The sequence below is a fragment of the Tolypothrix sp. PCC 7712 genome (assembly GCF_025860405.1).
Taxonomy (GTDB): Bacteria; Cyanobacteriota; Cyanobacteriia; order Cyanobacteriales; family Nostocaceae; genus Aulosira; species Aulosira diplosiphon.
The window spans coordinates 3,630,050-3,649,103 of record NZ_CP063785.1 but is presented as its reverse complement, the minus strand read 5'-3'; the positions used below and the strand labels follow the sequence as shown (position 1 = coordinate 3,649,103).

Sequence of the window (19,054 nt, the reverse complement as noted above, 5' to 3'; positions counted from 1 at the left end):
GCGTAAAAGCTTTTTACCTGCATAAAATACCGCAATGAGTGCGTGATTTACCAAAATGAGTAAGCGTTAAGGCTTTTTGAGTAGGCGATAAGGCTTTTTGCTTGCGGAAAACACTAAAATGAGAGGGCAATAAGGCTTTTTGGGTAGATAAAATGGCTTTTTAAGTAGGTAAAATGGCATTTTGCTTACTGGAAACAGCCAAACGAGAAAGTTACAAGCCTTTTTGTTTACTCACCGTATCAAAATTAGCACCTAATTTATAGAAATAATAAAGTGGGATTGGGGACTGGGGATTAGGAAGATGAGTGGTAGCGTGCTAAGGCTCAGTGGTGTCAACTTAACTTGAAACCCGTCTGGTTGAAAGGTTTCGCCCTCACCCCCAGCCCCTCGCCCTGTGGGAGAGGGGAGCAAGAGATTTAGTTCCCCTTCTCCTGCGGGAGAAGGGGTTAGGGGATGAGGGCGCGAGGTATTTGTGCAACGCCCGCCCCATATCGCTTTTAGCTTAAGTTGACACCAATGAGCATTGCCCTCACCCTAAATCCCTCTCCCAGAGGGAGAGGGACTTTGATATCGGCTCCCCTTCTCCCAATTTCGGGAGAAGGGGCTGGGGGATGAGGGTAAGTTTTGTATTCGTTTGAGAAAGTGCGATCGCCACAAATTGAACTACGATGTCTACGACAGGCTACGCCTGGGCTGTTGACTCTTGACAAATAACTTATTTTTTAATGCTAAATAAACTTACAACTATTTCTCTGAGCCTACCTGTTGTGCTGTTAACGTTCCTAGTGGGGATGCCATCTTTGGGACAATTAAAACTCAGTCCCGCAGAATGTCAACTGAAAAAATGGTATCTTCCTGAATCATCTGCCGCCAATTCTCAGCAGAAATTACCAGTATTAATTCCCAGAGTCCCAGTTACTTGCTGTGAAGATGATAGTTCCTGTGTGGATCAGGCGATTTATCAAGTTGAAAATGGACAACCAGCGCACAAAAAAGCGCTGTTACAGTCGATAGATCGTAGTCTGCGCTATTTACAAACACCCAGGGCGGAAGCGGCTTATCAAAATTATCAGGTACCAGGAATTACACGCGATCGCATTTACAAAAGTTTGATGCGATTCCGTCAGCTGCTACTAACGACAAATTCCGCAGCTGCATTGCATACAGCCATATCTAAAGAGTTTGTACTTTATCAGTCAATTGGTAAGGATAGCAAAGGTTCAGTTTTGTTCACTGCCTATTATGAGCCAATGTATACAGCTAGTCGTGTACCGACGGCAGAATACCGCTATCCTGTTTATAAATTACCTCCCGATTTAGATTCCTGGAGCTTACCGCATCCTACACGCCTGGAATTAGAAGGAGCTGACGGTTTGCAAGCTTCAAAGGGGAAACTGCGCGGCTTAGAATTATTTTGGTTTCGCGATCGCCTGGAACCATACATGGTGCAAATTCAAGGTTCTGCGAAATTGCAACTAACTGATGGTACGCTTACAAGTATTGGTTATGCAGGCAACATTGCGTATAATTACAAAAGTATTGGGCGAGAATTGGCGAATGATGGCAAATTACCGTTACAAGGAATGACTATGCCCATAATTCTCGACTATTTCCAAAAGTATCCTCAAGAATTGAACGTATATATTCCTCGCGATCCCAGCTTTGTGTTTTTTCAAGAAACCAAAGGCGCACCTGCACAAGGTTCCATTGGGCAACCACTGACGGCAGAACGTTCCATTGCTACAGATAAATCTCTCATGCCTCCAGGTGCTTTAGCACTAATTCGCTCTGAGTTTCCCTTTGCCGATAGTACTGGTAAATTAGAGCATCGAGTTGTCAGCCGTTACGTACTCGATCAAGATACAGGTGGGGCAATTAAAGGCCCTGGTAGGGTAGATTACTTTTTGGGGACTGGCAAAATAGCAGGCGATCGCGCTGGAGTCACAGTCAGCAATGGACAATTATTTTATCTATTACTTAAGCCTTAAAAATAAATTTCTTGTGAATTTTCAGCAGCTAAATGTTGCTAAAATTGCAATTTTATTTCGGAACTTTTAAAAGCATTCTTCGTCATTGAATTTAGGTATTATTACAAACTTGTTCTTGCTTTGATTATGAGCATGAATGTTATTTGTAATAACACCTATTGTTCGATTACCGCCACATAAATTCCAAAGTTAAAAATCAAAAGTCAAAAATCTTAAGGCTGTGATTTGATAATTTTGGTTTCTGGGAATCGGTCTAAATATGTACGCCAATCTGTACGAGGAAGTTTTGATTGTTGCGCTTATTCTTGCCTTTAGCATCTATTCAACGGTCAAATTTCAGGCAATGGCACTAAATTTATCAGTTTACAATAGGGGTTAACGTGCTAAGAATTTTAGTTGATGCCGATTTAATCTTAGAAGCTTTAATGAATCGCTACAACTGCGTAGAAGATGTTAGCAATCTCTTAGATGTAGCCCATCCTTTGGTGCAAATATATATAACTGATATCGGTTGGCAAAGGATCTCCAATTATATTAGTCGCCTGCAAAATTCTCAGATAGCTGAGATAGTAATTAATTGGTTACAAGAAAAAATCCAAATTTGCCCAGTAGACAACAGCATCTTACAACAAGCTAGAGTCTCACCCCTGCAAGATTTTGACTCTGCTGTAGAATTAGTTTGTGTGAGCGATCGCCTTCTTCATGCCATTGTTACTCACAAGCCAGATAATTTTGCAGACGCACCGAATAAAGTGGTGATTTGGTCAATGACAGAATTGTGGGTACGCGCAAATTTAGAGATGAAATATATGTATGCGGGAAAAGTAATTTAATCCCGCATACAAAAAAGTCAAGTTGATGAGGGTGTACGAGAAGAAGCGATCGCGATCGCCACATCCTCACGAGTTCCACCTACAGTTAAAATTGTCCGAACCATCAAATCTAGAGAAACAGACGGATCGCCTGCTTCCATTTTTGCGACTCTTGACTGACTAGAATTAATTTTTTTGGCTAAATTCGCCTGAGAAAGATTATGTTTGAGACGTAATTCTTTCAAATATCTACTTAAAGATAATTTCATCTCAATAAAAGCTTCTTCCTCAGGGGAAAGTTCTAGAAAGTCAGATGCATTTCCTACACGCCAACCTGCTGCTTCTAGTCGTTGGCGTTTAGCTGTATCCATAAGTCAGTTGTTTAGTTAGTGAATAAATTAACTATCCTGAGACATTCTGTCATATAACTTTAACCGTTTCTGACAGTTTTGAATCACCCGTTTGGGTGTTTTTTACTCAGATAATAGCAATTTGAAAAAAGAAGGCGAAAGATTGTAGGGGCATGGCACTGCCATGCCCTCTAGAATATATTGATGTGTCGCAAACATGATTTGAATTGGTATTATTAGGGTGTTTTTGAGAAACTCTCGTGCAAACCGACAGACTGACGCAACAAATTCAATTCATCATCGAAATCGATCGCTTAAAGCAAATACTCCGCCAAACCCTGCTGATAGATGGTTCGCGCCAAGAAAACAGCGCAGAACATTCTTGGCATTTAGCAATAATGGCGATGACGTTAGCAGAATATGCACCGGATGGTGTTGATATTGTCCAGGCGATCAAAATGCTCTTGATTCATGATTTAGTAGAAATTGATGCTGGCGATACCTTCTGCTACGATGTGCAAGCTAATTCCAGTAAGGCAGAGAAAGAATTACAAGCAGCATCGCGGCTATTTGGAATTTTACCCACAGATATCGGTAGTGAATTACGTTCACTGTGGGATGAATTTGAAGCCGGGGAAACACCCACTGCTAAGTTTGCCGCAGCTTTAGACCGGATACAACCTTTACTACACAATCAACAAACAAAAGGTGGTACTTGGCGCATTCATGGTATCAGACGTGACCAAGTTATGAAACGAGTCGCACCCATAGAAACAGGCGCGCCAGAACTCTGGCCTTTTGTGCTGCAATTAATAGAAGATTCTGTGTTAGCTGGATATTTAATTTCTTGAAAATGGGCATAGGGCATAGGGCATGGGGAAGACAGATTTTTATGCTTATACCAATTTAAATAATGTTTGCGGCAGATCAATTCTTTGTAGGGGCACGGCATCCACAATCTTTTGGTATATCAAATTATCTTACTGGTGCCGTGCCCTTACCAACCCATCTGTCGCGTTCTTTTTTCAAAATGGTATTAGTTATGCCAAAACCTGGCGTTAATGGCTAACTTGATAGAACCAAGAAAACATTTAATTACCAATTACCCATTACCCCTTCCCCATTACCCCTTCCCCATTCCCAAAATCTCCTCCCATTCTGCTGGCGAGAGAGGTTCCACAACCAACTCCATCTCAAAGCGATCGCTTGCGGCAGCCATCAAAGCTGTAATAATTGATTCTACACTCAAATGCTGGGGTAATTGTACCTGCGTCCAAGATTCTGCACCAAATACCTGAGCAAATAATTCCGCATCTTGGTTTAAGCGGATGGAACCATGTTGTAAAATTGCCCCAGCGCGTCGCAGTTGGGCGCTACCAATGAGTTTACCGCCATCGCTGAGGACTAAATCTGCACCAGTAGCAGTCCCAAAACAGTTAGGGTTATGAATATAGCCTCGCCCCGCAGTACCATAGTGCAATTCTACGCCGAGCGATCGCCAACCTTGAATTAAAAACTCGCAAATTTTTTGGTATGCTTGCAAGCGATCGCCTGGTAATCCAGATGTAACGACAGTATAAGTTAAATCGCCTTGGTGCAATACTGCTCTGCCACCACTGGGACGGCGGACAATATCTAATTTTTCACCTTGCCAACTTAAATTTTCCCAGAATTGTGGATATTGGCGTTGATGATAACCTAAAGAAATCGCGGCTGGCGACCAAGTATAAAATCGCAGTGTTGGGGGATGGTTTCCAGTCTGGTGCTGTTCTAGTAACCAGCTGTCAATTGCCATTTGTACTTTACCAGCAGCTGCTAGTAAGGGAATTAGTCGCCAAGTTTTAGAGTTCAAGAGTCGGAAGTTGGTGATTGGAAGTGAAACTTTCGAGTTCAGAAGGTGAACGTTGAAGCTTGGAAGTGAAACTTTCGAGTTCCGAAGGTGAACGTTGAAGCTTGGAAGTAGAACTTTCGAGTTCCGAAGGTGAACGTTGAAGCTTGGAAGTAGAACTTTCGAGTTCCGAAGGTGAACGTTGGAGATTGGAAGGCGAACCTTCGAGTTCAGAAGGTGAACGTTGAAGCTTGGAAGGCGAACTTTCGAGTTCAGAAGGTGAACGTTGCAGGTTGGAAGGCGAACTTTCGAGTTCCGAAGGTGAAAGTTCACAATTTTTTCTAAATTTATCACTCCTCAAACACAGCCAATTCCCAAAATATCAAAATTGTAAGGGCACGGCACCGATTCAATGTTGATTTTACCGAAAGTCTTTGGATGCCGTGCCCCTACTTGCCAGATAAATAAAGCTTTAGCGATGATTTATGCTGCGCCGAACTTAGATTGTAAGGCTTCGTCGTTGTTATCTGCGATAGTTGCCACAATTGTAATGAGGCGGGAGACTTCGCCGGGAGATAATTCTGCTAGTGTTCTTGTGGAGATGACGACAACTTGGTTTTCGATAATGCCGAAACGTGCTTCAAAGGTGCTGCTACAGTTTAACTCTAGTAAATATCGCATCAATTCCGGTTCATTTTTCGCAGGTAACTTCAATACCGTAGACCATACCGTGATTGTATCCTCATCACTTGTACCACTCAGTTGGACAAAGACTTCCACACTCCCGTATTTAAACTTCCACTGATAATTACCGTCTGGGGTTTGGCTAACCATTGCACTGTCATCTTGTTCCAAGCTATCGATGACATTTTCAATAACTTCTACATGGTTAATACTCGCAGTTTCCGCAATGAGATTCTCGACGAGTTCGTTGTTGGGTAGGGTTTCTTGGTAACTTGTCATACAGATTTTTAGTTGAATATCGTTACTGATTTATCTACACATACTTTATAGCTTGTCAACGCAACTAGTTTTAGCTCCTAAGGTGATAGTCTGGTCTTCAGCCAAGTCAGGATGAAGGGGAAAAAGGGAAAATGAGAAAAGGGAAAGGGGAAAACAACAACCATTCACCCTTAACCCTTACCCTTTTACCAAACCTATTTCACTTTGACTGAAAACGCCTACTAAGATTACGCGCCTATGTCTTCTGTGTTTGAAACTCTGCAAAGTCGTGATGTTCGTCAGTTGGGAATTAACCCGAATCACTGGTATGTAGTTGCTCGTAGTAGTGAAGTCACAAATCAGCCTGTAGGTGTGGTAATTTGGCAACAGGCGATCGCGCTTTATCGAGATAGTAGCGGCAAAGTTCACGCTTTAGAAGACCGTTGTCCTCATCGCCAAGTTAAACTCAGTCATGGGCAAGTCGTTGGTAATGACTTGGAATGTGCTTATCACGGTTGGCGTTTCGATGCATCGGGTGAATGTTCAGCCGTTCCCTACCTAGCAGAAAATCAAAAACTCCCAAGTTGTAAAATTCGCCGTTACCAAGTCAAAGAACAAGACGGTTTCATTTGGCTGTTCCCTGGAAACGCAGAACCATCTGTAGAACCTCTTGGTTTACCGGAATGGGAACATCTTAATTACATTGCCACAGTTTCAATTATTAACTGTAATGCTCATTATTCTTATTTAATTGAAAACCTGATGGATATGTATCACGGACATTTACATCAGGATTTGCAAGCTTGGGCATCAGCAGCTTTACAAGATATTGACGAAGATACTAATCGTGTAGATGCTCATTATACAGCCCAAAGTTACTATAAAATAGACAAAATTTGGTCAATATCTCAGCTATTTTTCCCCGCATTGCGGCGATTACATCCCGAACCTTTAGATGTAAGTTACGTTTATCCTCATTGGGTTTCTACATTAGGAAAAGATTTTAAAATTTACTGTTTACTTTGTCCAATCAGCGCAACGCAAACCAAAGCTTATTTAATACATTTCACATCATTAAATGCCTTTTGGCGATTGCACAAATTACCTGTATGGTTTCGGCGGTTTGTCAAAGATAGCTTATTTGGTGCAGCGCAAAAGTTACTTGATGGTTTGGTAATTCAAGACGTGAAGATGATTGAAGAGGAACAGCAAGCTTATTTACAGAATCCCGATATACGGAATTACGAGTTAAATCGAGCCTTGGTAAGCGTGCAAAGACTAATGAGAATCCAGGCTGAAAAGATAGATTAATTTCTCAAGCGCTGACTAATGAAAATGAAATCATGGAAGTACAACCAAGAGAGATTAGACGCTACATAGCACCAGATGGCAAAATTCCCTTTACAGACTGGCTTGAATCTCTGCGAGATAGGAGAGCTAAGGCTAAAATCAAAGAGAGGCTAAAACGAGTCGGTCTGGGAAATTTAGGAGATTATAAATCAGTTGGAAGCGGTGTTTTTGAACTCAGGATTGATTATGGGCCTGGCTATCGAGTGTACTTTGGTCAAATAGGCTCAACGATTGTGCTTCTTCTTCTGGGTGGAGATAAAAGTACTCAAGAACAAGATATTCAAAAGGCGCAGGAGTATTGGTCAGAATATGAAGAGAGTGAAAATGCGGACAAGTGATAGCTATCAAGAATACCTGATCGAATCTCTTCAAGAACCTGAGGAGGCTGCTGCATATATTGAAGCAATATTAGAGGCTGAAAATCCTGAAAAAGAACTGCTATCATCAGCACTGAAAGATATCATTGATGCCAGGCTAAGAATGAACAATCTTTCAGAACAAGCACAAATAACCTGGGAACAACTAAACAAGATGTTGTTAGAAACTGGTGGCGCTGAGATTTATAATCTGTTGGTGCTACTCGATATCTTGGGGTTTAGAATATCGGTAAATATCAAATAATAATAGCACCCAATACTTATCGGTTAAGGGGAAAAGGGGAAGGGTAAAAGGGGCAAGAAAAAACATTTAACCCTTCCCCTTTCACCTTTTCCCCAAACCAAATTCCGAGTTGAAAATTCTTAACCGAGCAGTATTATAATAGCACCTACCTCACTTCAGGCAGGTGCTATATATTTCCATTTAATTTCAGGGATAAATAATATCTACAAAAGCTCCCTGAACTTTACTAATAAAGAATTATCAATTAATACCCTACGATTCTAGACAGCACTACGGTTCAATAAGTTCCACAGGAAAACAGCGATAAGTGCGCCAATCACAGCGACGATGATACCAGTAATGCTAAGAGTCGGAGCCGTTAAGGCAAGCGTCCCCGTAGTAAAGAATACACCTAAACTACCGCCAATAAAAGCACCGATGATTCCTAGCAGTATGGTTCCGAGGATTCCACCACCCTGATGACCTGGATAGATAGCCTTCGCGATCGCACCAGCAATTAGACCTAAAACAATCCAAGCAATTATGTTCATTGTTCCGACGTTGATTAAGTAACGTTTTTCTTTGACAATTAAACAATATCAATTTCTCCCCTCATCTTGAATCTGCCTTGGGAATCAACTATTCATCTACCTGAAGATTAATTACAAAGCTCCTACTACTTTTGATATATACAGCAGATTCGATAAGTAATGAGTAATGAGTAATAAGTAGTGAGTAATAGTAAATTTCCTACTCATTACTCATGATGTACCTCACTTACTGCAAAAGTGCTATATCTTTAATTGAGTAGTTAAAAATTTTAAGAAAAAGCTCCTAGCAGGTCTAAGACTAGGGGCTTACAAAATTATTGCTTGGTAATCGTAGTATATGTATTTATAGGTACATAGCTCCTCTACTTTAAGAGTTAAGCTTTACTATTTCTAAAGTATTGTTAACTTTAAGCAAAGATATTTTTAAATAAAAATCCGATAATTACTCTTCTCAATTCTTAAACAAGGCTGTGGTTAAAAATGCCTAAGACTTAGGTCATGGGTAATTGGAATTTATCCGATGATCTGTTGGCTGTTCTTATAGGATAAGAAGAAAAAAATTCTTTTGACTTTTAAGTAGAGACGCGATAAATCGCTTTGTTGCAACCCTTGATCGAATAAAAAAGGATACAAGCCCCCGGATTTATCCGTGGGGTCTTTAATTTTGAATTTTGAATTTTGAATTTTGAATTTTGAATTCGGAGCGCAGCGACGTGACCCTTAAAACAAGAATTTTGATGAAAACTATGTAATGGGGACAACAATTTGCTAAACTCCATCATCTGGAAGGCAAATAAAGCATTGGCAATTCAGGGGAGGGTCGCAAAGTGGCTCATGATGAACGTGCTGGAAGCGCAGAACTAATTCATCCGCAGGACTTTTCGTGGTTTTTCTGGTTTACTTTGCCACTCTACCCATACGGGGAACGGCGAACCATTCGTAAAGAAGTAATCAAAGATACAATCTGGACTTTTGACCAAATGCAGGGCATTTTCTATGTTGTTGTGCCCATTCGCATGACTGTTGTGAAGCTAAAAGCTGGCGGTCTGTTGGTATATGCTCCCGTAGCACCAACTTCAGAGTGTATCCGATTACTCAATGAGTTGGTGTCAGAACATGGTGATGTTAAGTATATTATTTTGCCAACTATCTCAGGATTAGAACACAAGGTTTTCGTCGGCCCCTTCGCGAGATTCTTTCCGCAAGCACAGGTTTTTGTTGCTCCTAGCCAGTGGAGTTTTCCGTTGAATTTGCCACTGAGTTGGCTGGGGTTACCCCGCAAACGCACTCAAATCCTTCCCGCAGACAGCAAAAATACACCTTTTGCTGAAGAGTTTGACTATGCGATCCTTGGCCCCATAGAATTAGGCCCTGGTAGGTTTGCAGAAGTAGCATTTTTCCACAAGCGATCGCGCAGTTTATTAGTCACAGATGCGGTAATATCTGTTCCAGAAGAACCACCTGCGATCGTGCAATTAGACTCATATCCCTTGTTATTCCATGCTAAAGATCATGCAGGTGACATCGTTGCAGATAATCAAGCAAACCGCCGTAAAGGATGGCAACGGATTGCGCTATTTGCATTGTATTTTCGCCCCAGCGTGTTGGATATCCCTGGATTAGGTGAAGTATTGCGTGATGCTACCAAAGCCCCAGAACGTTCTAAAAAAGCTTATTTCGGCTTATATCCATTCCAATGGCAAGCTAATTGGCAACGTTCATTTGATGCCCTCAGAGGCGATGGACGTTTATTTGTCGCGCCAATTTTACAAACTCTCATTCTCAACCGCGCACCCCAAGAAACTATTGACTGGGCTGATAAAGTAGCAAGTTGGAATTTTGAATGGATTATTCCTTGCCATTTTGATGCGCCAATTAAAGCGCAACCGCATCAATTTCGCCAAGCATTCTCATTTCTAGAAAAGCAGCCAATAAGTGCAGGTTTATTGAACACTAACAGTTATCCCTTACCACCAGATGATTTTAAAACTCTTCAAGAAATTGACGAGAGTTTACATAAATTTGGCATTGTACCGCCAGCGAAGGATAAAGTGTAAGGTTGGGGACTGGGGATTAGGTAACAGCAGAGGAAACAGAAGAAAAATTCTCATTATTAATTACCAATTACCCATTACCAAACCCCTATTACAATTTTTCCCACACCACTGAATAACGCCAAAATAAATGCTTTCTGACTTTCGATCCTGTAAGGTATTGTGAGTAAATTTGTTGAGCTTGCGATCGCGTGAGATATTTATCTGTGCTACCATGTTCTCGCCATGCTGCTATTGCTTCTGGTGTAGGTCTGAGGCGTTTGTTCTTCCACAGATGCAATGTCCAATTTAATGGTAAAGCAATTAGATTGGGCAATATGTCTTCTATCCCTTTTGCTTCTACTAGGTCTAAAATTAACAGCTTACCACCAGGTTTGAGCGCAGACTTAATTTTAGGCAATAAGACATCTAATGGTAAATGATGCACTGTCGCAATTGAAGCGATCGCATCAAAATATTCCACTGGAAATTGCCATTGCAATATATCAGCAACTTGATACTTTATATTTGTGTAACATTGAGACTGTTGTTGAGCGACTTCAATCATTTTTGCAGAAAAGTCTACAGCAATTACTTCCTCGGCACGTTGCGCTAATAAGCGAGAAAACACACCTGTACCACAGCCGATATCTAGAATATTTTTACAGTTTGGCGGTAATTGCTGAACTAAGAAACTGTGATAGTGATTGTTATGATTCCATGCCAAAGGCGGAAGTAAAGCTAGCCTATCAAAATCTCGTTGAATTTTTTGATTTAGGAGCTCACTCATGATTAATGTAAAAAATAAAGTACTTATGTTGTGAATTAATTCTAGGTGAGATTTGATTTTGCAAAATCAATTTTCATAATGAAAGAAGTACCACCTACGCGGTTGATGATTTCAGTTCCCTCAACTACTTGCCAGCCCAATCTTTGATATAAATGTAAAGCGGGATTTGAGCTTCTAATGCTGAGTGATATTGATGGGTAATAGGCTGGTGCGATCGCTAATAAATGATGGAGTAACTGCGTACCTATGCCATGATTTCTATATTCGGGGAGAACTGCGATCGCAAGTTCGGGAGTTTCGTTATTAACATATCCATATCCCTTATTTTCCTCTGTCAATAACCGCAACCATGCAGCCCCTACTTGTTGATAGCTGGGTAACAAGCTAGCAACATAACCCGTATCTTTTTCATAATCCCAATTTTTCACATATTTTGCTAACTCTGGATTATTCATCAAATCTTCCATTGTTAAATTGCCTTCTTCTGATAAATGCGCTGCTTCATACAGCATCCGCCACAAAAAAGGCTCATCTTCTGGAGTAATTGGGCTAATTACATAATCCATCTTCAAATCCTGTGAACGCACAATTTATCTATTACCCCCTGTAGCAAACTTAAGGTAAATTGCTCAGTGGAGTAGGTAAACCATCAATACTCATCAGATTTTTCTGCTGTTGATATTCTTGAACTCCTTGTTCGCCTTTTTTAATTGCCCAATTAACTAAACTCTGGCGCTGGTCTTGATATTCATAAAGTGGTACGCCTAAGCCACAAGAAGTTTGCACCCGTTCAATATCAGCGATGATAATTTGACGAACTCCAGGTAAGGCAGGAAATAGAGGGGCAAAAGCATCCCACTCTGGAGAACCTGGTAAAATTACATACCCTTGCCCATACAAGCGCAAAATTTTTGGAGGTTCTTGAAAAGCGCAAAACAGAAAAGTAATTCGCCCATTTTCTTGTAGATGGGCTGAGGTTTCGTTACCACTACCAGTCAAATCTAAATACCCTACACGGTTAGGCGAAAGAATGCGGAAACTCTCTAGCCCTTTGGGGGACAAGTTAACGTGTCCTGTAGGACTCAAAGGCGCACTACCTACAAAAAACAGATGTTGGGTAGCAATAAATTCTTGTAATTCGTCAGTGATGCAGTCAAATAGTTTAGCCATAAAATTTTATTTGGTAATTGGTAATTGGTAATTGGTAATTGGTAATTGGTTTTATATTTGTCTACCTCATCCCCTTCATTCATCGTGGAAGAAATCTTTTCATTCGCACAACCTCCTACCATACAAACGATTGACAGTGCAATTGCTCGACAAGCTGGTGTTGATTTGTCTGTGCTACGCCTCGATGTTATGCATCCATCGGTGAATGGTAATAAGTGGTTTAAGTTGAAGTACAACCTGTTGGAGGCTAGACAGAAAAATTTTACGACGTTGCTGACCTTTGGTGGAGCTTATTCTAATCACATCTATGCTACTGCGGCGGCGGGAAATCTTTTTGGGTTTCGCACTATTGGTGTGATTCGGGGGGAAGAGCATTTACCCTTGAACCCTACACTGAGTTTTGCGGTTCAGCAAGGTATGCAAATTCTCTACATTGACCGTCAGAAATACCGACAGCGATATACAGCAGAACTGCAAGCAGAATTAAAAGAACGCTTTGGTGAAGTGTTCATTATTCCCGAAGGTGGCGGGAATTTGAACGGTGTGCGGGGGTGTATGGAAATATTATCGGGGGATGACGGAAAGAAGGGGACAAGGGGACAAGGGGAATCTTGGAAGCGACAATTTGATACTGTATGCGTGGCTTGTGGTACGGGCAGTACTTTGGCAGGAATTGTACTGTCACTGCAACCAGGACAGCGTGTTATTGGGTTTCCTGTGCTGAAAAATGGGGAATTTCTGGCTGAGGAAATAGATAGTTTCCTCAAAAATTATCGCGCCTCTGGTTTACCTGAAACCAAAAACGCGATCGCATCCTGGGAACTAATATGTAATTACCACATGGGTGGCTATGCCAAGGTGAACGATGAACTATTACTATTTGCCCAGCAGTTCACCCAAGAACACAGCATACCCCTTGATTATGTCTACACCGCCAAAATGTTTTATGGCGTAATGGATTTACTCAAGCAAGGATTTTTCCCCCCAGGTAGGCGTTTATTGTTAATCCACACTGGTGGGTTGCAAGGTAATTTGGGGAGGGAATAGGGATTGGGTATTGGGGACTGGGGACTGGGTACTGGGGACTGGGGACTGGGTACTGGGGATTGGGGAACTCGGGGCCCCCTCTGGGGATAAGGGGTAATGGGGACTGGGGACTGGGGACAAGGAGAAATTACTTTTACCAATTACCAATTACCAATTACCGATTACCAATTACCCCATGCCCATCAATTTAACACTTCAATAACTGCCCTCAACCCATTGCTATTGAGTGTTTTTAGCATGGTGTCGGCGTTATAGCGATTGCTAAATACTCCAGCTTGCATGAGGTTGCGTCCTTGGGAGACTGTGAAAAAGGCAGTCGGAACAAGGGACTGTACGAATTCCATGTCCTTTTGAGTTGCTACTTCCACTAGTACGCGGTAACGTGCGCCCATTGGGATACCATTATTCGGTAATGGGGTGTTACTCATGGGACTGATACCCGCAGGTAATGGGCTGTTATTTGTGGGAGCAACAGTATTTGGTAGTGGACTGTTATCCATTTGCGGAACAGCGTTAGGCAATGGGGTATTCATGGGAGCCACAGGATTGGGCAATGGATTACCCATTGGAGCCACAGTATTAGGCGAGTTATTGTTATAGTTTACGGCTGGATTACCTTGTGGTACTGGCACTCTCCGCATATTGCGCGTATTGCCTATGGGAATATTGGAATTAGGTACAGGCAAAAGATTTGATGGTGCTGGGGGCTTTTTGGCTCTGGTATTTCTGGGTGTGGCTGGCTGTGCTTGGGGATCGAATGGGGATTGGGGTGCTGTAAACTCGATCGCACTGGGATTAATCTGCACGTAATTTAACTGTGGTGTATCAGCAGAAGTTGCTGGTGCAGGGGGTACACTTGCCCTTTGGGTAGCGGCTGTACCTGCCAAGCTGCTAGGAACAGGAAAGCCGGGAACAGGTGAGGGAGTTGTTGCTGTTGTTGCTGGTTGTGGATTCGGCTTGGGAAGCAGGCGAGATGTATTAGCTGGTAACAGGGGCAATAGTTGAGGATTCAATTTACCAACCCTCATGTTATTGGCAGAATTGCTGTTGGGAGCAGTTGGTACGGTTACCTCGTTGGGAGTATCTGCCGCACCAGGAGCAGAGAAGGTGATTTCGCCATTGGTAGGTGCAATTTCCGGCCCGCCTTCAGCAGTTGGCACATTTCGAGCTACTAATGTTCTGGGAGCTTGTAAATCTACCTTACCTGCAACGCGACTGTTGGTAAGAGTATTACCAAAAGCAGCTATTACTTGTTTTGCAGCACTGGCGTTAATGTCGTAGCGAGCATTGTTGCGGAATTGATTGCCACCAGCTTCGGCATCAGTGCCTAAATCTGGCATTGCTTGGGCGATCGCCACTATACCATCCTCTTTATTGCCCTCAATAATGTTATTCCGCAAAATGGGGTGGGCGTTAGCTTGGATGATGATTCCGGCTCTATTATTTTGAATTTGATTATTTACAATTGTCGGCGCGGCGTTTTGGGCGATATTAATCCCAAAGCCTGTTTGTTGAAAAGTATTTTCCTTAACTTGAGCTTGGGAACTACCTGCAATGGTGATCCCATTGGCACCATTACCCTCAAAGTTATTCTGGCTAATAGTTGGTGCAGCATTGCCAGTCACAAATACCCCATCTTGGGTATTACCTGTAAATGTATTTTGTGAAACTACAGGGTTACTAGATTCAATCCACAATCCATAACCACGACGGTTGGGGTTTGTTATTGTTACGCCACTTAAATTTACTTGGCTACTCGCAATTATACTGATATTTTGACTGCCTAAACTCTTGCTGAGGTATTCACCACCTCCCTGAATAATTACGCCTCTACCTTGATTGTTCGTATCCCCTTGAATGGAAATACCTGGACGTAAAATCAAGGGAAATGCTTCTCCTGTTTCTGCACTGTAAGTACCTGCAGAGAGCATAATCACGGTATTAGCAGAAGCTTTTTGCAATGCTTGGGTAATGGTTTTCCAAGGAGCGCTTTCAGTACCATTGCCCTCTTGGTCATTTCCACTACTAGGATTGACATAGAGTACATTCGCCTGCGAAGTTGCTGTATCAGCCACAGGTGGGACTTGAGCAATCACACTGCTCAGGCTTGTTCCTAAAAAAGTGATACAAGCTACTCCGATCCCAACGCTAAAACATAATATAGATGAACGAAAAACTTTCAACAGTCCCAGTTCTACTAAAGAAGATGGTCGATCAACCTTTGCAACCTGTGCTGCTGGTAGAATATGTGACTTACGATATTTAGAAAATAATATAGAAGACATTAACTTTAGCGCACTCCTGTGAGTTGAGAAGAAATTTTTATACTGTGATTTGCTGGTATGCCGATAATGTTACTCAACATATTGACCAATTGCCTATTGGGAATACACAGTAAATCAGTTAAAAGACTGGTTTTTCCCAACAGGCATATAAAGTATTCATAAACCCTAGTAAATCATCAAAGATCCTAAAAAGAGTGCCTATATGGCAGATATTGCTGATGCGATCGCAACGCTAATTTTTGATGAAAGACTGTTAGATATCAGTATATTCAACAATTGGGTATTGGGAATGGGGCATTGGGCATTGGGCATGGGGAAATACCAATACCAAAAAAATAAACACCGACGGAACGGTGTCCATCGGTGTTTATGGGTGATTAGAGTTAATGAATCAGGATTTTTCGCAGATTTTTATCAAAATTACCTAAAAAAGGTGAACCTTAATGATTCACCTAGCGGCTGCTGCCTAAACTAACTGTGCTACGTAAATGACCGTTCTGAGCAAATCGCTTTTGCAGAATTTGCCGATAAACTTCTTCATAACTATCAGTCATTTTTTGGAGGCTAAAGCGGTTTTCTACGTGCTGACGGCAGGCGTAACGGTCTAAGTCTGCGACTTTATTAATGGCTTTGACGAATTCTTCGGTATTTTCGCATAGGAAGCCAGTTTTGCCGTGGTCAATGACTTCAACTGTAGACCCTAGTTTCATGGCAATCACTGGTGTACCAGCTGCCATAGATTCTACCATGACTAATCCAAATGGTTCCCGCCAGGTAATGGGGAATAAAGTGGCTACTGCACCTCCCATGAGAGCATTTTTTTGCTCGTGGTTAGCTTCACCTAAATACTCAATTTGTTTGCCGTCAATGAGGGGTTTAATTTCTTTTTCGTAATATTCCACATCAACGACATCTACTTTCCCGGCGATTTTTAAATGCCAACCTGCTTGTTTAGCAACTGCGATCGCAATATGGGTACCTTTCTCTGGAGATATGCGTCCTAAAAATGCTAAATAAGGGGGATCGCTTGGTTGGGGATGGAATTGATAACTGCTAACATCAATGCCGTTGTAGGCTGTGGCGACATAATTCAACCCTAATCTCTGTTCCCTTTGAGAATTAGAAATACTGATATAAGGTTGCTTTTTGGCATATTGGAACATTTTTTCATTGTCGCAGGTAAAGACACCATGCAAGGTGTGAACTGTGGGGGTCTTTACAAGATTTGCGTAGGGCAATGCGGCACAACCCATGTGGGAATGAATGATATCAAACTCTTCTGCCATTTCATAAACTGTACCCAATTGCAACATCTCATAGATGCCATATTCTTTCACATCAGGGTCAAGTCTCAAGGCACGGGGGTGAACTGACACTAGTTTTGCCAAACTGATAGAATCTCCGGAGGCAAATAGCGTAACTTCATGTCCGCGTCGCACCAGTTCATCAGTCAGCAACCCCACTACCAACTCAATACCCCCATAAGCTGGAGGTGGTACTCTCTCCCATAGCGGGGCTATCTGAGCAATTCGCATCACAAACCTCCTAAAAAATTAGTCTTGGCTGAGAGATTTTAGCTTTGTATCCTTTGGGTTTAAAGAGTGCTACCAAGCATTGCAAACTCTTATAGAATCTCTGCTTTCAAGCCAAGCAAATGATTAACTACTTTAGAATCTTAGAAGTGAATTTATCGCTTTTCGTCTACCTAAGTAGGGAAATTATCTTATCCTGAAGTGGTAAAAATCATGCTTTTGAAATATGCTATATCCATAGCGAATAGTGTTGAGAATAACGGTTTTTATAACTTTTGTGGTGTAGGAAAAGGTAAAGGGAAAATGGGGCAAGGGTGAATCTCCGCCTTTTATCTTTATTATTAACCACTTCACCGGAGCATATTGCATCCCAATCTTTATATTGGTTTTTCCTAGAAAATATTGCTTAAATAGATTAATTAAGCCTCAGAAAATGATTCCTGTACAAGATTTTCAACTCTTTGCCCTTGTTAGCTTTTTCAAGGTAAATAAATCGAATATTTAAATGGATTGTATGTATCACTCTTTATAACTTCAGATGTCATCAAACTAGGGCATGATTCATTATATTGACTATCAAAGTTACACAATATATAATTATCGGCTACTAAATTATCCAAAAAACTAGCTTAACGTGAATATTTCTCCCTCATCAAAAAAACCGCGTGTCTCATGGCAGGCGGTTTTATCAGTAATTATGTTTATTTTTATGTACCTACCTATACTGGTACTAGCATTCTATAGTTTTAATAGGTCGCCTTATAGTGCTACTTGGCAAGGATTTACCATTGATTGGTATCGCCAGCTATTCAGTGATGAACGGATTGTTTCGGCTTTGCAGAACAGTTTGATAGTTGCTTTCTGTGCAGTGGCGATTTCCGCCGTTTTGGGAACTTTGATGGCGGTAGGTTTAGCGCGTTATCGGTTTCCCCTGCAGAATGTCTATCGCGGTATAGCTTATTTACCGTTGATTATTCCTGATATTGCGATCGCAGTGGCTACTCTAGTGTTTTTAGCAGCGTTTGCTGTTCCCTTGAGTTTGTGGACAATTATCGCGGCTCACGTGGTTTTTTGTCTAGCTTATGTGGGGTTGGTGGTGTCTTCGCGATTAACGCATTTAAATCCCCATTTAGAAGAAGCAGCTTTAGATTTGGGTGCAACACCATTTCAAGCTTTTATGCAAGTATTATTACCACAGTTAATGCCGGGAATCATCGCCGGCTGTCTGTTGGCTTTCGTCCTCAGTTTGGATGATTTTCTGATTGCTAGTTTTACAGCTGGTAGTGGTTCTAATACTTTACCAATGGAAATTTTTAGTCGCATTAGAACTGGGGTAAAACCTGATATTAATGCTCTCAGCGTGATTTTAATTGTAGTCTCAGCACTTGTTGCTTTTATAGCGGAATTAATTCGCTCTTATGGTGAGGAAAATTAATATTAATTGGTAATTGGTAATTGGTAATTGGTAATGGAAATTTCTTCCCTGCTTCCTCTGCCTCCCAATACTACTAGGTTAAGCATTTTGAACTCAAAATTGGTTTTGGGGAAAAGGTTAAAGGTTAAGGGTTAAAGGTTTTTTCTTTCCCTTTTCCCCTTCCTCTTTTTCCCCTTAACCGACAGGTATTACCCTACCGCCTAACACCATTGAGGAGTAGCTGCCATTAAAGCTGCAGCTTCCGAACTATGTAAGGGTGGCGCTGTGTGTCTGGGCGGCAAGCAAGTATGATGTTACTTTCGTAATTAGTTATTAATAATACAATAAAGCTCAATTCAAAG

19 protein-coding genes are annotated in these 19,054 nt (G+C 41.6%); 10 read left to right on the top strand and 9 right to left on the bottom strand.

The features are described 5' to 3' along the window. Nucleotides 1-725 precede the first annotated feature (725 nt). Nucleotides 726-1,988, top strand: coding sequence for a murein transglycosylase A (locus tag HGR01_RS15105; protein ID WP_045870292.1), 1,263 nt, complete (start codon nt 726-728; stop codon nt 1,986-1,988). A 380-nt stretch (nt 1,989-2,368) separates the two neighbouring features. After that, entirely contained in the window at nt 2,369-2,821 is a 453-nt protein-coding gene (locus HGR01_RS15100) for a PIN domain-containing protein (protein WP_081584005.1), read from the top strand. Nucleotides 2,822-2,838: 17 nt separating this feature from the next. Here HGR01_RS15100 and HGR01_RS15095 read toward each other — a convergent pair whose 3' ends face one another. Further along, nucleotides 2,839-3,171: a helix-turn-helix transcriptional regulator gene (locus HGR01_RS15095; RefSeq protein ID WP_045870294.1), complete on the bottom strand. Its 333-nt coding sequence runs from the start codon at nt 3,169-3,171 to the stop codon at nt 2,839-2,841. 239 nt (nt 3,172-3,410) lie between these two features. Between HGR01_RS15095 and HGR01_RS15090 the strand changes: the two genes are divergently transcribed. After that, nucleotides 3,411-4,001, top strand: coding sequence for an HD domain-containing protein (locus tag HGR01_RS15090; protein ID WP_045870295.1), 591 nt, complete (start codon nt 3,411-3,413; stop codon nt 3,999-4,001). 272 nt (nt 4,002-4,273) lie between these two features. On the opposite strand, the gene HGR01_RS15085 is transcribed toward HGR01_RS15090, so the two are convergent. After that, entirely contained in the window at nt 4,274-4,945 is a 672-nt protein-coding gene (locus HGR01_RS15085; protein ID WP_081584015.1) for a biotin/lipoate A/B protein ligase family protein, read from the bottom strand. Nucleotides 4,946-5,461: 516 nt separating this feature from the next. Then, nucleotides 5,462-5,941 (bottom strand): YbjN domain-containing protein, encoded by a 480-nt coding sequence (locus HGR01_RS15080; RefSeq protein ID WP_045870296.1) that lies wholly within the window; start codon nt 5,939-5,941, stop codon nt 5,462-5,464. A gap of 237 nt (nt 5,942-6,178) precedes the next feature. Here HGR01_RS15080 and HGR01_RS15075 point away from each other — a divergent pair, with 237 nt between their 5' ends. The 3 genes from HGR01_RS15075 to HGR01_RS15065 are packed head-to-tail and all read left to right on the top strand — an operon-like array spanning nt 6,179 to nt 7,891. Further along, on the top strand, nt 6,179-7,231 hold the full coding sequence (locus tag HGR01_RS15075) for an aromatic ring-hydroxylating oxygenase subunit alpha (protein ID WP_045870297.1): 1,053 nt from the start codon (nt 6,179-6,181) through the stop codon (nt 7,229-7,231). Nucleotides 7,232-7,263: 32 nt separating this feature from the next. Next, entirely contained in the window at nt 7,264-7,608 is a 345-nt protein-coding gene (locus HGR01_RS15070) for a type II toxin-antitoxin system RelE/ParE family toxin (protein WP_045870298.1), read from the top strand. Next, complete coding sequence (locus HGR01_RS15065; RefSeq protein ID WP_045870299.1) at nt 7,595-7,891, top strand: DNA-binding protein; 297 nt, start codon at nt 7,595-7,597, stop codon at nt 7,889-7,891. Before HGR01_RS15070 ends, HGR01_RS15065 begins: the two co-directional genes overlap by 14 nt. A 260-nt stretch (nt 7,892-8,151) precedes the next feature. On the opposite strand, the gene HGR01_RS15060 is transcribed toward HGR01_RS15065, so the two are convergent. Next, complete coding sequence (locus tag HGR01_RS15060; RefSeq protein WP_045870300.1) at nt 8,152-8,421, bottom strand: GlsB/YeaQ/YmgE family stress response membrane protein; 270 nt, start codon at nt 8,419-8,421, stop codon at nt 8,152-8,154. Nucleotides 8,422-9,248: 827 nt separating this feature from the next. On the opposite strand from HGR01_RS15060, the gene HGR01_RS15055 reads away from it, so the two are divergent. Then, on the top strand, nt 9,249-10,478 hold the full coding sequence (locus HGR01_RS15055) for a DUF4336 domain-containing protein (RefSeq protein ID WP_081584006.1): 1,230 nt from the start codon (nt 9,249-9,251) through the stop codon (nt 10,476-10,478). A gap of 88 nt (nt 10,479-10,566) precedes the next feature. Here the strand turns inward: HGR01_RS15055 and HGR01_RS15050 are convergent, their stop codons facing one another. From HGR01_RS15050 to HGR01_RS15040, 3 genes are read right to left on the bottom strand one after another with little or no spacing between them, the layout of a single operon-like run. Further along, on the bottom strand, nt 10,567-11,244 hold the full coding sequence (locus tag HGR01_RS15050) for a class I SAM-dependent methyltransferase (protein ID WP_045870302.1): 678 nt from the start codon (nt 11,242-11,244) through the stop codon (nt 10,567-10,569). Nucleotides 11,245-11,285: 41 nt separating this feature from the next. Beyond that, nucleotides 11,286-11,810 carry a GNAT family N-acetyltransferase gene (locus HGR01_RS15045; protein WP_045870303.1) on the bottom strand — a complete coding sequence of 175 codons (525 nt, stop codon included), beginning with the start codon at nt 11,808-11,810 and terminating at the stop codon, nt 11,286-11,288. Nucleotides 11,811-11,859: 49 nt separating this feature from the next. Beyond that, the gene (locus tag HGR01_RS15040) at nt 11,860-12,414 is read right to left on the bottom strand and encodes a pyridoxamine 5'-phosphate oxidase family protein (RefSeq protein ID WP_045870304.1); all 555 of its coding nucleotides are present in this window, start codon (nt 12,412-12,414) and stop codon (nt 11,860-11,862) included. 93 nt (nt 12,415-12,507) lie between these two features. Here HGR01_RS15040 and HGR01_RS15035 point away from each other — a divergent pair, with 93 nt between their 5' ends. Continuing rightward, nucleotides 12,508-13,461, top strand: a complete 954-nt coding sequence (locus HGR01_RS15035; protein ID WP_045870523.1) for a 1-aminocyclopropane-1-carboxylate deaminase/D-cysteine desulfhydrase — start codon at nt 12,508-12,510, stop codon at nt 13,459-13,461. A 182-nt stretch (nt 13,462-13,643) separates the two neighbouring features. Here HGR01_RS15035 and HGR01_RS15030 read toward each other — a convergent pair whose 3' ends face one another. Next, nucleotides 13,644-15,746 carry a DUF1565 domain-containing protein gene (locus HGR01_RS15030; RefSeq protein WP_052335183.1) on the bottom strand — a complete coding sequence of 701 codons (2,103 nt, stop codon included), beginning with the start codon at nt 15,744-15,746 and terminating at the stop codon, nt 13,644-13,646. Between the two features lie 202 nt (nt 15,747-15,948). On the opposite strand from HGR01_RS15030, the gene HGR01_RS15025 reads away from it, so the two are divergent. Then, nucleotides 15,949-16,221 (top strand): hypothetical protein, encoded by a 273-nt coding sequence (locus HGR01_RS15025; protein WP_045870305.1) that lies wholly within the window; start codon nt 15,949-15,951, stop codon nt 16,219-16,221. Here HGR01_RS15025 and HGR01_RS15020 read toward each other — a convergent pair. Beyond that, nucleotides 16,199-17,281, bottom strand: coding sequence for a glycosyltransferase family 4 protein (locus tag HGR01_RS15020; protein ID WP_045870306.1), 1,083 nt, complete (start codon nt 17,279-17,281; stop codon nt 16,199-16,201). The two genes, HGR01_RS15025 and HGR01_RS15020, sit on opposite strands and share 23 nt — an antisense overlap. Before the next feature lie 706 nt (nt 17,282-17,987). Here HGR01_RS15020 and HGR01_RS15015 point away from each other — a divergent pair. Beyond that, on the top strand, nt 17,988-18,713 hold the full coding sequence (locus HGR01_RS15015) for an ABC transporter permease (protein ID WP_045870307.1): 726 nt from the start codon (nt 17,988-17,990) through the stop codon (nt 18,711-18,713). Nucleotides 18,714-19,054: the final 341 nt, after the last annotated feature.